This window comes from Fusobacterium sp. (assembly GCF_030528405.1).
Classification (GTDB): Bacteria; Fusobacteriota; Fusobacteriia; order Fusobacteriales; family Fusobacteriaceae; genus Fusobacterium.
Genome location: NZ_JAUMYY010000022.1, coordinates 15,108 through 29,034 on the forward strand (window position 1 = coordinate 15,108; position 13,927 = coordinate 29,034).

Sequence of the window (13,927 nt, forward strand, 5' to 3'; positions counted from 1 at the left end):
AATTTAACCTCTATATTTTTTTGCTCTAGCCAATATATCCTGTGCTATTCTTTCATCCACATACTTTGTTAAATCTTGGTTATAAAAGGCTACTTCCTTAACAAAAGTTGAACTGACATAGGTATAATCTTTTGAACTTGGAATAAGTATTGTATCTATTTCTCCATTCGATAAATCTTTATTAGCAAAAGAATATACCATTTCTTCAGAAAAATCCTTAACATCTCTAACACCTTTAACAATAGTTTTAGTATTTTTCTTTTCCATGAATTCTACCAAAAGCCCAGCATATTCATCTATCTGAATCTTATTATTCTCTCTAAAAACTTTCTTTATAAGCTCCTTCCTCTCTTCAAGATTAAACCAATATGTCTTTTTAGGATTATTCATAACAACGATTATAAGCTTATCCATAATTCTTAAAGCCCTTTCGATTATATCCTGATGACCTTTAGTTAAAGGATCAAAACTTCCAGCATATACAGCTATTTTCATCTCGTTCTCCTTATTATCTATATAAATTAATTTTATAATTCTTTTCCAAATTATTTTCTTCAATGAAAATTACTTTTTTATTTTTCTTTTTAGATAGAATTTCAATATAATCAATATAATCTTTTTCTATTTTTTCCAGTATAGCTTTTTCAGCTAGAAGCTCTACATTTTTTATATCTAATTCATTGAAAGATTTTTTTAATTCTTCAAGAATTTCCAGAACTATCCTTTCACTTGATCTTATAAAGCCCGTGCCATGACAGTGAGGGCAAAATTCTTGATAGTATTTAGAAAGTTCAAATCCTTCTCTTTGTCTTGTAAGCTGTAATAAATTAAGAGAGCTATAATTGATTATAGTTGTCTTCATTTTATCACTTTTCAATTCATTTTCCAATGTTTTTAAAATTAATTTTTTATTAGAATTTTTCTTCATATCTATAAAATCAATCACTATAATTCCAGCCAAATTTCTAAGCCTCATTTGTCTGACAATTTCAACAGCTGCTTCTAAATTAGTTTTGGTTGCTACATCCTCTAGACTTTTTTCTTTAGTATTTCCTCCACTATTTACATCTATACTAACTAATGCTTCTGTTTTTTCTATTACTAAGTATCCCCCTGAATTGAGCCAAACTTTTCTGTTCAATGCATTTTTTATCTGTCTATTGATACCATAGTATTCAAATATATCTTCATCTTTAAAAAATTTTTTTAGTTTTTTATATAAACTTTTTAAATTATTATTTTCTATATATTCCTTAATCTTTGTGAAAATTTCTTCACCACATACAATAAATTCATCTATGCTCTCATCAAGATATTCCTGAAATAATTTTTCAGTAATTGAATTTTGTGAGTATACTAAGCCTCCGTTTCTCGCTTTTTTAAAATTTTTGTTAATAGTTTCCCATTTCAAAATCAAACTTTCATATTCTTTTTTTAACTCTTCCTCTGGTATAAAAAGTGCAGAAGTTCTTATTATAAGCCCTTTATCTTTAATAAGCTTTGAAAATATATCTCTTAGTCGTTCTTTTTCTAGGTCTTCTCTTATTTTAGAAGAAAATAAAAGCCCTTTTGAACTGTTTGGCAGTAGAACTAAATTTTTACTTGAAATAGAGTAGTCTAAAGTTAATTTTATACTTTTATCATCCCGAAGGTTAGCCTCTACTTGAACTAATATATCTTCATTTTTATTAAAAATTTTTTTATTCTTTAATTTACTTACATTTAAAAAAGCATTTTTTTCAAAACCCATATCTACAAAAATACTTTCTATTCCATCAACTATATCCACTACCCTAGCCTTATAAAAATTTCTCGAAATATCTTCTTCATTAATTCTCTCAATTAAAATTTCCACAAGTTTATCATTTTCAAGCAAGGCAAGTTTATTTTCATAGTCTCCAGAAGATACTACCAATCTTTTCATTCTAACTCTCCTAGCAATATTTCTTTCTTTTCATAGAGTCTTCCATTTATCTTTATATTTTTTTCATTTAAATCTGAACTAATTTTTATCTTAAAGTTAGGGTGAAATTTTCTTTTATTAATTCCTTTTTGACCAACAACTTTTGAAATTAGTTTTTCATTGAGTTCTATGTTTAATTTTCCTTCCTTCTGATAAATCTTTTTTAAAAAATTATAATATATTTTATTTAAAACTAGCTCTCTAAATGCAGGATGAAAAGGTCCTGCTAATATTACTCCTTCAGAAGTTAAATCTTCACTGGCCTGTAAACCTACTCTAATTATATTGACTCCATTTAATTCAAATAAACAATATATTTTTTTAGTTCTCTCAATCGCTTCCTCTAGATTAAGTGGCTTATATTCTCCTCGTAAATACATTCTCTGAAGTTCAGTTCCACTAATGACAAGTGTAGGATATATTCTTGCTATATCTGGGCTTAGTTTCAAACATCTTTTTGCTGTCTCATAGTCTTTTTCTAGGTTCGAACAAGGTAAACCTACCATTATTTGTACTCCCAATTCAAAATCAAATTCTTTTATAAGCTTACAAGAATTTTCAACAATTCCTTCATCATATCTTCTATCTGTTGCATCCAAAACTTCATTATCCAATGATTGTATACCTAGTTCTATTGTTTTAACTTTATACTTTTTCAGTTGTTTTAAAATATCTATATTTATGCAATCTGGTCTTGTGGATATTCTTATACTTTCAATATCTCCTCTATCAATATATTCTTTTACTACTTTTAAATATTCTTTTTGTAAATCCATAGATATTCCTGTAAAAGTTCCACCAAAAAACGCCACTTGTTTTATGGATTTTTTTGGAAGAGTTTTTAAATGAGTATCTATTATATTTTTTAAATCTTTCAAACTAATATCTGTTTCTCTACCATTTATTTTTTTTTGGTTGCAAAATACGCAAGAATTTGGACAACCAAAGTGACTTATAAAAACAGGTATATTATAGTGTTTCATTGAATTTTACTCCTAACCTTGCACATAAATCCTTTGCTGATAATTGCTCAGCCTTTTTTTTATTTCTAGCCTTAGCTCTTCCTGTATAACCCATAATAGTAACTTCGATTTCAAATTCTTTCATATGATCTGGTCCTGACTCTGAAATTAATTTATAATTTGGAATTGTCTTAAATTCTTTCTGAGCATATTCTTGCAGTATTGTCTTATAATCTAAAATCTCTTCATTTTCTTCTATATTATCAATATATTTTCTGATATGACTAAGTGCAAAATTTTTAGCCTCTCTTAAATTGGAATCAATGTAAATAGCTCCTAAAATAGCTTCAAATGCATCACATAAAATTGAATCTCTATCTCTTCCTCCAGAATTTTCTTCTCCTTTACTTAACATTAAGTAATTTCCTATTGTCAATTCTCGTGAAATTCTTGCAAGTATTGGCTCACTTACTACCATTGATTTAACTTTTGCCATAGTACCTTCATTATAATCCTTATGTTTATACAAATATTCTGCAACAACAAGAGCTAGAACTGAGTCTCCTAACAGTTCTAGCCTTTCATTATTGACATTTTTATATTTTTTGTGTTCATTACCAAAAGATTTATGTAGGAGAGCATTTTTCAATAAATTTCTATTATTAAAATAGTAGTTTAATTTATGTTCTAAATCTAAAAGATTCTTCACAAGCCTCTCCTCTCTCTATTTTTATTTTTCAAATTTTTTCATTACAATTACAGAATTATGTCCCCCAAAACCTAAAGAATTAGACATGGCAACTCTTACATCTGTTTTGATTGATTTATTTGCTACATAATTTAAGTCACATTCTGTATCAGGGTTTTCTAAGTTTAAAGTTGGAGGAATTATTCCTGTTTCAATTGTTTTTGCCAATATAGCTGCTTCAATTCCTCCTGCTGCTCCAAGTCCATGTCCTGTGGCTCCCTTTGTTGAAGATACATATAAATTATAAGCATGAGCTCCAAAAAGAGATTTTATTGCTCTAGTTTCTATTACATCATTTGCAGGTGTTGATGTTCCATGTGCATTTATATATGTAACATCTTCAAGTGCTATTTTTGCATCTTCAAGTGCTATTTTCATAGCTCTTATAGCCCCTTCTCCTGTTTCAACTGGTGCTGTTATATGATGGGCATCACAACTTTCACCAAAACCAACAAGTTCAGCATATATCTTAGCTCCTCTTTCTAAAGCATATTCAAGTTCTTCAAGTATCAACACTCCAGCCCCTTCTCCCATTACAAAGCCATCTCTGTCTGCTGAAAAAGGTCTTGAAGCTGTCTTAGGGCTATCATTTCTTGTTGAGAGCGCTTTCATATTTGCAAAAGAATTCATTCCAAATGCTGTTATACAAGCTTCTGTCCCACCTACTATCATAACTTTTGCCCTACCATGACGAATCAATTCCATTCCTTCTCCTACTGAATGTGTTCCCGAGGCACAGGCTGTTACTATTGTTTTATTTGGACCTTTAGCTCCTAGATAAATTGCTGTTGTTCCAGAAGACATATTTGCTATCATAGCGGGTATTGTAAATGGTGATATTCTTTTTACTCCTTTTTCGAACATTACTTTTAGCTGTTCCTCAAAAATCTCCATTCCGCCTATACCAGATGATATTATAAGACCTGTTTCATTAGCATTTGTTTCGTCTATTTTCAATTTAGCATCTTCTAAAGCCATCTTTGAAGCTGCTATTGCAAATTGTGTATTTCTTGACAATTTTTTTAGTTCTTTCTTTTCTATGCCAAAGCTCTCTGGATCAAACCCTTTCACTTCACCAGCAATTTTAACTGGCATATCTGTTGTATCATAAGAAGTCAATGTATCTATACCCGTTTCACCAGATATAAGTTTTTCCCATGTTGCTTCTGTTCCTACTCCCAAAGCTGATATTAAACCAACTCCTGTCACTACTACTCTTTTCATAGGCCTCCTCTATTCTTCTTCCTCATTAAATAAAACGGGATATAAATAATATACCCCGTACTTTTAATTTTTATAGAACATTATTATTTATTCGCTTCAATGTAGTCTATAACATCTTTAACAGTTTTTATTTTTTCAGCTTCAGTATCAGGAATATCCACTCCAAACTCTTCTTCAAAAGCCATTATTAATTCAACAGTATCTAGTGAATCTGCACCTAAATCATCAATAAAATTTGACTCTAATTTAACTTGATCAGCTTCTACTCCTAATTGTTCAACTATAATTTCTTTTACCTTATCTAACATTTTTTCCTCCTTAAATTTATAAAAAATTTTATATTAATAATATTACTATTATTATACACTATTGTTCTGTTTTATTCTACTATATTTTAAAAAGCATAAGTATTTATTTTAAATGCTTTCTAAGTTTTCTAAAGTTTCTATATTTATAAGTTCAATCTCTTTATCAATTTTTTTTATAAGACCTGTTAAAACTTTACCTGGGCCTACTTCATAAATCTTAGTTACTCCCTCTTCTTTTAATTTCTTTATAGTATCTATCCATTTCACAGGTCCAAAGCTTTGTCTATAAATTTCATCTTTAATCTCTACCTCTGAATTTAAGATTTCTGCTGTTGTATTAGCTATAATTTTTACTTTAGAAATTTTAAACTCTAAACTGTCTGCATACTTCTTTAAATTTTCACCAGCTTCCTTCATAAGTGAAGAATGAAAGGGACCTGATACAGCAAGCGTCAATGCTCTTTTTGCTCCCGCTGCTTTTAAAGCTACACAAGCTTCTTCAACAGCATATTTTTCTCCAGCTATAACTGTTTGATTTGGTTCATTAAAATTTACAGCTTCCACAAGTCCATTTATATTTTTTAAAATTTCTTCAATTTTCGAAACTTCTAAACCTAAAACAGCTGCCATAGTTCCATCTACTTTAGCTGCAACATCCTTCATTATTTTTCCTCTAGCTGCAACAAGTTTAACTGCATTTTCTAGAGATAGATAGTCTGCTCCACCAAAAGCTGCAAATTCTCCAACAGAATGCCCTGCAACATAATCAGGCTTTATACCTTTTTCTTTTAGAAGTTCTGTTAATACTAAACTTAAACCAACTATTGCTGGTTGTGTGTTTTCCGTGCTCTTTAATTCTTCTTCACTTCCATCAAACATTATTCTTTTTAAATCTATATCTAAGCTTGAAAAAATTTTATCAAACAGAGCTTTAGCTCTTTCATTTTTTTCATATAACTCTTTCCCCATACCAACATATTGTGTTCCTTGCCCAGGATATACAAATGCTATCTTACCCATTTTTATTCTTTCCTCCATTTTTTTCATTTATTCCCAAGAAAATATAAACAAGTCCTACAAACATTATAAACAATGGTAAAAAATATTCACTATAATGAAATATCATTCTGCCAGCTATATAAATAAATATAAGTCCTAAAACTATTCTCCTTCTTATAAGGAATAATATTCCAACAGCTAAAATTATAAATTCAATTCTAAAAAATCTAAAGCTTACGAGATTTGAAATCTCTCTTTTTAAATCATACATCAGACCAGGAAATCTTACTTCTAGCAGATAAAATAATGCGAATATAACAATAAAAATCCCCCATGATATTTTCCTGTTCATTTCTCCTCCTAATAAGCCCATTTCATAATTATTGAGCCATAAGTCAGTCCACCACCAAAGCCTGTTAAAGCTATGTTATCTCCTTTTTCTATAAGCCCTTTCTCTAGAGCTTCTCCCAAAGCAATTCCTATAGATGCCGCAGAAGTGTTACCGTATTTATTTAAATTAACATAAAATTTTTCTAAAGGAAAATCTATTCTTTTAGCAGCTGATTCTATAATTCTAAAATTAGCTTGATGAGGAAATATCATAGATAAATCTTTGACTTCGAGTTGTGCTACTTTTAGTGCATCTAAGGTTACTTTTGGAAGAACTTTAACAGCAAACTTAAAAACTTCTTGCCCATTCATCTTCAAAAAGTTTTCTCTATTTTCTATTGTCTTCTCTGTATTAGGATGCTTACTTCCCCCAGCTGGAATTTTTAGTACCATATCATCTTCACCTTCAGCTCCAATAGAAATACCAAGCATTCCATAACCTTCCTCAACACTTCCTACTATAGCTGCTGCAGCTCCATCTCCAAAAAGCACACAAGTATTTCTATCTTTCATATCAGCTATTCTAGATAAAGTTTCTGCTCCTACTACCAGAATATTTTTAAAAGCCTGAGATTTTACCATTGAATTTGCAACTGTTAAGGCATATATAAATCCTGTACAGGCTGCTCCTACATCAAAACAAGGTATGCTTGTCAATCCCAATTTTTTCTGAACTAGGCATGCAGAACCCTGAGTTAAATAATCAGCTGTTGCTGTTGCAACTATTATTAAATCTATTTCACTTTTATCTATCTTAGCCGCTTCTATAGCTTTTAATGCTGCCTTGTATCCTAAATCTGAAGTTGCTTCATCCTCTGCTGCAAATCTTCTTTCTTCTATTCCCGTCCTTGTTCTTATCCATTCATCACTAGTTTCTACCATTTTTTCAAAATCAAAATTAGTTACAATTCTCTCAGGTACATAATACCCAAGTCCTTTTATTCCAACATTTTGCAATTTTATACCTCCATTGTCTTTCTCAACTCTTCTATAAAGTTTGCTTCTATAAATTTTCCAGCAACTTTCAATGCATTTTTTACTGCTCTATAATCAGAGCTACCATGAGCCTTTATTGACAATCCATTTAAACCTAGAAATATAGCTCCTCCATATTCAGAAGCATCAACCTTTTCCTTTACCTTTTTAAGATCTTTTTTTAGAAGAAGAGCTCCTAATTTAGATAGGAAAGTCTTCATTATATTTTCTTTTATAATATGGAATATAAATTTCCCTACCCCTTCTGAAGTCTTCAAAAGTATATTCCCTGTAAAACCATCTGTTACAACTACATCAACATCGCCCTCTAAAATTCTAGTACTCTCTATATTTCCTACAAAGTTTATTCTTATATTATTTTTTAAAAGTCCAAATGCTTCTCTTGTAAGTTCATTTCCTTTAATTTCTTCTTCACCAATATTTAGCAATGCCACCCTAGGATTTTTTTTATTAGAAAGTATTTCCATATATTTAGATCCCATTAAGGCAAATTGATCCAAGTATTCTGCTTTAGTATCAGCATTAGCACCTAAATCTAAAAATAAAGTATTCCCCTTTTTACTTGGAAAGGGAACTGCTATTGCTGGTCTTAAAACTCCTTTTATTCTTTTAAGTTTTAACTGACTCGTTGCAAGTAAGGCGCCTGTATTTCCACAAGAAACGGAAGCATCAACGAAGCCATCTTTAACTAAATCAATACATACATTCATAGATGAATCTCTTTTATCTTTAATAGCCCTAACTGGATCATCTGTCATTTCAACAACTTCATTTGCATTCTTTATCTCTAATCTTTCCTGATCAAAGGTGTATTTTTTTAATTCTTCCTTTATAATATTCTCTTTCCCCACCAATATTACTTTCAAAATTTCATTTTCTTTTAAAGCCTCAACAGCTCCTTTTACAGTTGCTATGGGTGCATAGTCACCACTCATAGCATCTAAAGCTATCTTCATAAGTTCCTCCAATTATTTTATTGATGAACTATTATACCATAAATTTTTATTTATAATGTAGTATAAATTTATAAAATAGAAAAAAATTTTCCTCAATAAAATAACATCAGTTATTTTATTATATATTTTTTTTTCTTATTTGTAAATATTTTATTTTTTATTTATGTTGTAAATTATAAAAATAATAAGCTTTAAAACACTTAGAGCTTGACAAATAAAATAATCTTTTTTAAATTTAGCTTGAATAAATACATTCTGAAAGGAAAGAATTATGATTAGTAAAAAACTTTATTTAGCATCGGGAAATATTAACAAATACATATTTCAAACAAGTCTTTTATCAACATTTAAACTTCTTAGTACTATAGCTTTTATCTGGCTTTTTGCTTTTCTTTTAAAAGGCTTAATTTTAAAAGATTTTGATCAATATTATTTTTTTATACTTATATTCATGTTAAGCATTATTTTTTTAAGAAAACTTTCAACAAAAATAATAGCTTTAAAATTAGGAGATTTAGTTTTAGAAGTAAAAAGGAATCTGAGGAAAGCTATTTTTAATAAAATTTTAAACTTGGGACTTAATTATTCTGAATGCTTTAAAATTCAAGAGTTCATCCATCTTTCTGTGGATAATGTAGAACATTTAGAAGTTTATTTTGGTGGATATCTAACTCAGCTCTATTACTGCATTGCATCATCCATAATTTTATTTTTAAGTGTCGCTCCTTTTAGCCTAAAGATTGCATTTATTTTATTATTTTTTTCTCTTTTAATCCCCTTACTTTTATGTAGCTCTCTTAAAAAAGTTAAAAAAATTCAAAAAAAATATTTTGCAAAATATATGAATGTTGGAACCTTATTTTTAGATAGTTTACAAGGAATTACAACTTTAAAACTTTATGGTTCAGATGAAATGAAAGAAAAAGAGATAGCTAAAATGTCAGAAGAATTTAGAATAGAAACAATGAAAGTTTTAAAAATGCAATTACTTTCCATTATGGTAGTCAATTGGATTATTTATACGGGAACCATTCTTTCTATAATTTTTACAATATCTTTATTTTTAAATGCTAAATTAAATCTCTTTGCCTTGTTTTTCATATTTATGTTAACACCTGAGTTTTTTATTCCAATGAGAAGTCTAACTTCACTTTTTCATGTTGCTATGACTGGTTTAGCTGCTTCTGATAACATAATTAACTTTTTAGAAATAGAGGAAAATAAAAGTTATAACAATAAAAAATTTCCTGAAAATTTTGATATAACTATTAGAGACTTAAACTTTTCTTATACTGATGAAAAAAAAGCCTTAGTTAATATCAATATGCTTTTTGAAAGAAATACTTTAACAGCTATTGTTGGACATTCTGGTTGTGGTAAATCTACTCTTGCAGCTGTAATATCTGGGGAATTAAGAACAGAAGAGTTCTCTAAAATAAATTTAACTGACTTAAATTTAGGAGATATCAAAACTGAAGAAATCTCCAAAAACATATTAAAAATAGGATGTGATACACATATTTTTGAGGGCACAGTCAGAGATAATTTGATTATAGCAAATCCTGAAGCCAGTGATGAAGAAATGATAAAAATCTTAAAGCAACTTAAGCTATGGGATATTTTTAAATTTTCAAATGGACTTGACTATATTTTAAAAAGTCAGGCTAGAAATTTATCAGGCGGGCAAGCACAGAGGCTTTCTTTTGCAAGAGCTCTTTTATATAAAGCAAAAATCTATATTTTCGATGAAATTACTTCTAACATAGATATAGAATCTGAAGAGATTATTTTAAATAACATATATGAGTTAGCTAAGAATAAAATAGTTATTTTTATTAGCCATAGACTAGCTTCTATAAAAAATGCACATAAAATCTATGTGCTTGAAAGGGGAAAACTCATTCAAAGTGGCAAACATAATGAACTTTACACCCAAGAAGGATTATATAAAAATATGTATGAACATCAAGAAAAATTAGAAAATTACTTGAAGGGAAGTGTTATAAATGCAAACTAAAAGATCCTCACTTCTTATCATATTGACCTTAGTGAAACTTTTAAAAAATCTTTGGTTTACTATGGCTATTGCTGTAACTGCTGGAGTATTAGGTTTTATTCTCTCTTTTGGAATTTCCCTTTTCGGTACTTATGCAATTTTATCAATCCTGCCCTCTACGAAAGATGGATTAAAAAATATTTTTCTGGGCAATTTTAGCACTAACTTTTATTTCTATGGAATGTTTTTATGCGGTTTTTTAAGAGGAGTTTTTCATTATCTTGAACAATATTCTAATCACTTTATAGCTTTTAAAATATTAGCTGAGATTAGAATAAAACTCTTTAAAGTAATAAGAAAGCTTGCTCCTGCAAAGATAGATGAAAAAAAACACGGAGATATGGTTGCTCTTTTAACTGCTGATATAGAGCTTCTGGAGGTTTTTTATGCTCACACTATTTCACCTATTTTAATTGCTCTTTTTACTAGTGTAGTTCTCTTTCTCTACCTTTGTAAACTTCAAGTTATCTATGCTTTTTATATGCTTTTTGTTCAAATTTTTATAGGTTTTATAGTACCTTTTTTGGCAATGAAAAATATTAGTGAATCGGGAATTTCAACTAGAAATAAAATTGCTAAAATAAATGATGAATTTTTAGATAATTTAAGAGGTATTAAGGAGGTTATTCAATATTCTCAAGGAAAAAAAATAATAAAAAAAATAGACAAAATCAGTCTTTCACTTGGGGAAAGTCAAAAAAAATTGAGAAATAATATGGCTAATATACAAATAATAGCAGATTCAACCATACTTTTTTTATCTTTAATCCAAATATTATTGAGCTTATTTTTAGTTTCAAAAAATTTAGTAAGTGTAGAAACATCAATATTAGCAGCTACTTTACAAATTGGAAGTTTCGCTCCCTATATAAACTTAGCAAATCTAGGTAATATACTTTCTCAAACCTTTGCTTCTGCTGAAAGAGTGTTTAATTTAATGGAAGAAAATACTTCGGTAGAAAATATAGATAAATTTGGAAAAGACAAACTGAATAGCAACAATAAGATTGACATAAATTTTCTTTCATTTAAACATAAAAAATCTAAAAATTTTATTTTAAAAAATATAAATTTAACTGTAAAAAAAGGAGAATTAGTTGGTATAATGGGAGAAAGTGGATGTGGAAAATCAACTCTTTTAAAACTTCTCATGAGGTTCTGGGATAGTCAGACAGGAAATATTTTTGTAGATTCAAAAAATATTAAAAATATAGATTTAGGAGACTTATATAAACAATTTAACTATATGACTCAATCCAGTGATTTATTTATCGGAACTTTGAGAGATAATCTTTTAATTGCAAAACCCAATGCTTCAGATGAAGAAATTTTTTCTGCTTTAAAAAAAGCTTCTCTTTATAATTATGTTCTTTCTCTTCCTAAGGGATTAGATAGTATAGTTGAAGAAAGTGGGAAAAATTTTTCAGGTGGAGAAAAACAAAGAATAGGGCTAACTCGTGCTTTTTTAGCAGATAGAGAAATTTTTCTTTTAGACGAACCTACTTCTAATCTTGATATTCAAAATGAAGCCATTATACTAAAAAGTTTAATTGAAGAAGCAAAGAATAAAACTATAATACTTGTATCTCATAGAGAATCAACTCTTTCTATTTGTGATAGAGTTTTTAAAATGGAAAATGGTTTACTAATTAATTATTAGAAATGGAGGAAAAATGAAAGTACTTGTTATTTATTCATCTCTTACAGGAAACACAAAAAAAGTCTGCGAACAAGCTTTTCAAGTTCTTAATTGTGAAAAGGAAATCATAGCTATTGAAAATATAAACGATGAGGAGCTAGAAAAATTTGAAAATATTATTATAGGAACTTGGATTGATAAGGCGACAGCTGATGATAAAACTAGAAGACTCTTAAAAAAATTAAAAAGAAAAAATATATACTTCATAGGAACATTAGCAGCTTCTTTAACATCTGAGCATGCTAAAAAATGCTTTAATAATCTAAAAAGTCTTTGTTCTAAAAATAATAATTTTAAAAATGGAGTTCTCGCCAGAGGACGTGTTTCAGAAGATTTACAAGAAAAATTTAATAAATTTCCATTAAATATTATACATAAATTCGTTCCAAATATTAATGAGATAATTCAAGAAGCTGATCCACATCCTAATGAAGAAGATTTTGAAATAATTAAAAAATTTATGTCTGAAAATTTTTGTTGATTGTAAGTAAATAGAATATTGATTTATACTAAATTTTAGTATAACATAATAGTAAGACTATTTCATTTTTAGATTGGAGAGATGTTATGGCAAGAAAATCCATCTATACTAAGGAAATGATACTTGATTCTGCTATAGAAATCTTTAAAAGAGAAGGCTCTGAAGCTATCACAGCTAAAAATATTGCAAAAGAAATGAATTGCTCAGTTGCCCCTATTTATTCAGTCTATATGAGTTTAGATGACTTAAAAAGAGATTTGTCTAAGTGCATAGAAGAATGCTTACTCAATGATAAACCGAAAAAAGAGGGTGAATGCAAAGAAATGACTTGTTTACTTGCAAGAATGTTCGAGAAATTAGAAATTGATGAAGAAGGGAATGCTGAATTATCAAGTAAGATAAAAAAGTTTAAGAAAGATTTACTGATTGGAGAAAATAGAGCTGATCTTTTTTCTCATTTTACTGATATTGTTTCCTTTTTAAATATTTCAAGAAAAGCAAAATTTTCGAGAACTCAAATCTTAGAACTTGTTGCGAGACATAAAAAATATATTACAGAGCTGTATACAAAAAAGAAATAGCAAAAAAGGAGTTGTTACAGATTAGATTTTAAAATGTAACAGCTCCTTTTTATTTATACTTATCACTGTCTAAAGTTATCTTGGATTAAAAATAAAATCTTTTTCAAAGTAAACTTTTATATTCTCACCATGATGATAAATAGGTTTAAATCGCCACTTCTTAATTGCTTTTTTAACCTCATCATCAAAGCCTAATTTTGCATGAGATCTAGTTATTTCAATCTTAGAGACTTCTCCTTTTAAACCTACTAAAAACTTGACACTAACTATTACCTTTTCTGAGTAACCTATCATTTCAGCTTGATGCGGATACTCAGGTTCAACTTCATTTAATATAGTATAATTTATGCCTGCTGACGAGAGAGCTATATAGCCTCCATCTCCATCATTTATAAAATTTGAACCAAAAGTACTAGCTTTGCTTATCTTTTCTTGTTTTTTTTCTTCATCTTTATTATCATTTATTTCTTCTTGATTTTTAACTATCTCTTGTGTGACTTGTTTTTCCTCAACTTTTTTCTCTTTTTTATCTGCTACCTTACTCTTTATTTCTTTCTTTTCTAC

At 28.6% G+C, this 13,927-nt stretch carries 15 protein-coding genes; 4 read left to right on the top strand and 11 right to left on the bottom strand.

All coding sequences use genetic code 11. The features are described from left to right. Positions 1-3: 3 nt before the first annotated feature. The 10 genes from coaD to plsX form a co-directional block, all read right to left on the bottom strand. Positions 4-495: a pantetheine-phosphate adenylyltransferase gene (gene coaD, locus Q4A58_RS05020; protein WP_303117075.1), complete on the bottom strand. Its 492-nt coding sequence runs from the start codon at positions 493-495 to the stop codon at positions 4-6. A gap of 13 nt (positions 496-508) precedes the next feature. Further along, positions 509-1,924, bottom strand: a complete 1,416-nt coding sequence (locus Q4A58_RS05025; RefSeq protein ID WP_303117078.1) for an Rne/Rng family ribonuclease — start codon at positions 1,922-1,924, stop codon at positions 509-511. Beyond that, positions 1,921-2,946, bottom strand: coding sequence for an elongator complex protein 3 (locus Q4A58_RS05030; RefSeq protein WP_303117079.1), 1,026 nt, complete (start codon positions 2,944-2,946; stop codon positions 1,921-1,923). Before Q4A58_RS05030 ends, Q4A58_RS05025 begins: the two co-directional genes overlap by 4 nt. After that, positions 2,933-3,634: a ribonuclease III gene (gene rnc / locus Q4A58_RS05035; protein WP_303117080.1), complete on the bottom strand. Its 702-nt coding sequence runs from the start codon at positions 3,632-3,634 to the stop codon at positions 2,933-2,935. The genes Q4A58_RS05030 and rnc overlap by 14 nt, the downstream gene beginning before the upstream one ends. A 21-nt stretch (positions 3,635-3,655) precedes the next feature. Next, positions 3,656-4,897 (bottom strand): beta-ketoacyl-ACP synthase II, encoded by a 1,242-nt coding sequence (gene fabF, locus Q4A58_RS05040; protein ID WP_303117081.1) that lies wholly within the window; start codon positions 4,895-4,897, stop codon positions 3,656-3,658. A gap of 83 nt (positions 4,898-4,980) precedes the next feature. Further along, the gene (locus tag Q4A58_RS05045; protein ID WP_022820175.1) at positions 4,981-5,205 is read right to left on the bottom strand and encodes an acyl carrier protein; all 225 of its coding nucleotides are present in this window, start codon (positions 5,203-5,205) and stop codon (positions 4,981-4,983) included. 108 nt (positions 5,206-5,313) lie between these two features. Continuing rightward, entirely contained in the window at positions 5,314-6,225 is a 912-nt protein-coding gene (gene fabD, locus Q4A58_RS05050) for an ACP S-malonyltransferase (RefSeq protein ID WP_303117084.1), read from the bottom strand. Further along, on the bottom strand, positions 6,218-6,556 hold the full coding sequence (locus tag Q4A58_RS05055; protein ID WP_303117085.1) for a hypothetical protein: 339 nt from the start codon (positions 6,554-6,556) through the stop codon (positions 6,218-6,220). Before Q4A58_RS05055 ends, fabD begins: the two co-directional genes overlap by 8 nt. An 8-nt stretch (positions 6,557-6,564) precedes the next feature. Then, positions 6,565-7,551: a beta-ketoacyl-ACP synthase III gene (locus tag Q4A58_RS05060; RefSeq protein WP_303117088.1), complete on the bottom strand. Its 987-nt coding sequence runs from the start codon at positions 7,549-7,551 to the stop codon at positions 6,565-6,567. Between the two features lie 2 nt (positions 7,552-7,553). Continuing rightward, positions 7,554-8,546 carry a phosphate acyltransferase PlsX gene (gene plsX / locus Q4A58_RS05065; RefSeq protein ID WP_303117089.1) on the bottom strand — a complete coding sequence of 331 codons (993 nt, stop codon included), beginning with the start codon at positions 8,544-8,546 and terminating at the stop codon, positions 7,554-7,556. Positions 8,547-8,817: 271 nt separating this feature from the next. Here plsX and Q4A58_RS05070 point away from each other — a divergent pair, with 271 nt between their 5' ends. The 4 genes from Q4A58_RS05070 to Q4A58_RS05085 all read left to right on the top strand — a co-directional run bounded on the left by Q4A58_RS05070 (position 8,818) and on the right by Q4A58_RS05085 (position 13,363). After that, positions 8,818-10,563, top strand: a complete 1,746-nt coding sequence (locus Q4A58_RS05070; protein WP_303117091.1) for an ABC transporter ATP-binding protein/permease — start codon at positions 8,818-8,820, stop codon at positions 10,561-10,563. Then, positions 10,553-12,262, top strand: a complete 1,710-nt coding sequence (locus Q4A58_RS05075) for an amino acid ABC transporter ATP-binding/permease protein (RefSeq protein WP_303117094.1) — start codon at positions 10,553-10,555, stop codon at positions 12,260-12,262. The genes Q4A58_RS05070 and Q4A58_RS05075 overlap by 11 nt, the downstream gene beginning before the upstream one ends. Positions 12,263-12,275: 13 nt before the next feature. Then, positions 12,276-12,782 (top strand): flavodoxin family protein, encoded by a 507-nt coding sequence (locus tag Q4A58_RS05080; RefSeq protein ID WP_303117096.1) that lies wholly within the window; start codon positions 12,276-12,278, stop codon positions 12,780-12,782. A gap of 86 nt (positions 12,783-12,868) precedes the next feature. Then, positions 12,869-13,363, top strand: coding sequence for a TetR/AcrR family transcriptional regulator (locus tag Q4A58_RS05085; protein WP_303117099.1), 495 nt, complete (start codon positions 12,869-12,871; stop codon positions 13,361-13,363). 75 nt (positions 13,364-13,438) lie between these two features. Here Q4A58_RS05085 and Q4A58_RS05090 read toward each other — a convergent pair. After that, positions 13,439-13,927 (bottom strand): energy transducer TonB (locus Q4A58_RS05090; protein ID WP_303117101.1); only part of this gene is annotated, 489 nt, incomplete at its 5' end.

Excerpts from the sequence above, each read along its gene's own strand:
- coaD (WP_303117075.1), bottom strand. The coding sequence starts at position 495 with ATGAAAATAGCTGTATATGCTGGAAGTTTTGATCCTTTAACTAAAGGT.
- Q4A58_RS05025 (WP_303117078.1), bottom strand. The coding sequence starts at position 1,924 with ATGAAAAGATTGGTAGTATCTTCTGGAGACTATGAAAATAAACTTGCC.
- Q4A58_RS05030 (WP_303117079.1), bottom strand. The coding sequence starts at position 2,946 with ATGAAACACTATAATATACCTGTTTTTATAAGTCACTTTGGTTGTCCA.
- fabF (WP_303117081.1), bottom strand. The coding sequence starts at position 4,897 with ATGAAAAGAGTAGTAGTGACAGGAGTTGGTTTAATATCAGCTTTGGGA.
- Q4A58_RS05045 (WP_022820175.1), bottom strand. The coding sequence starts at position 5,205 with ATGTTAGATAAGGTAAAAGAAATTATAGTTGAACAATTAGGAGTAGAA.
- fabD (WP_303117084.1), bottom strand. The coding sequence starts at position 6,225 with ATGGGTAAGATAGCATTTGTATATCCTGGGCAAGGAACACAATATGTT.
- Q4A58_RS05055 (WP_303117085.1), bottom strand. The coding sequence starts at position 6,556 with ATGAACAGGAAAATATCATGGGGGATTTTTATTGTTATATTCGCATTA.
- plsX (WP_303117089.1), bottom strand. The coding sequence starts at position 8,546 with ATGAAGATAGCTTTAGATGCTATGAGTGGTGACTATGCACCCATAGCA.
- Q4A58_RS05070 (WP_303117091.1), top strand. The coding sequence starts at position 8,818 with ATGATTAGTAAAAAACTTTATTTAGCATCGGGAAATATTAACAAATAC.
- Q4A58_RS05075 (WP_303117094.1), top strand. The coding sequence starts at position 10,553 with ATGCAAACTAAAAGATCCTCACTTCTTATCATATTGACCTTAGTGAAA.
- Q4A58_RS05080 (WP_303117096.1), top strand. The coding sequence starts at position 12,276 with ATGAAAGTACTTGTTATTTATTCATCTCTTACAGGAAACACAAAAAAA.
- Q4A58_RS05085 (WP_303117099.1), top strand. The coding sequence starts at position 12,869 with ATGGCAAGAAAATCCATCTATACTAAGGAAATGATACTTGATTCTGCT.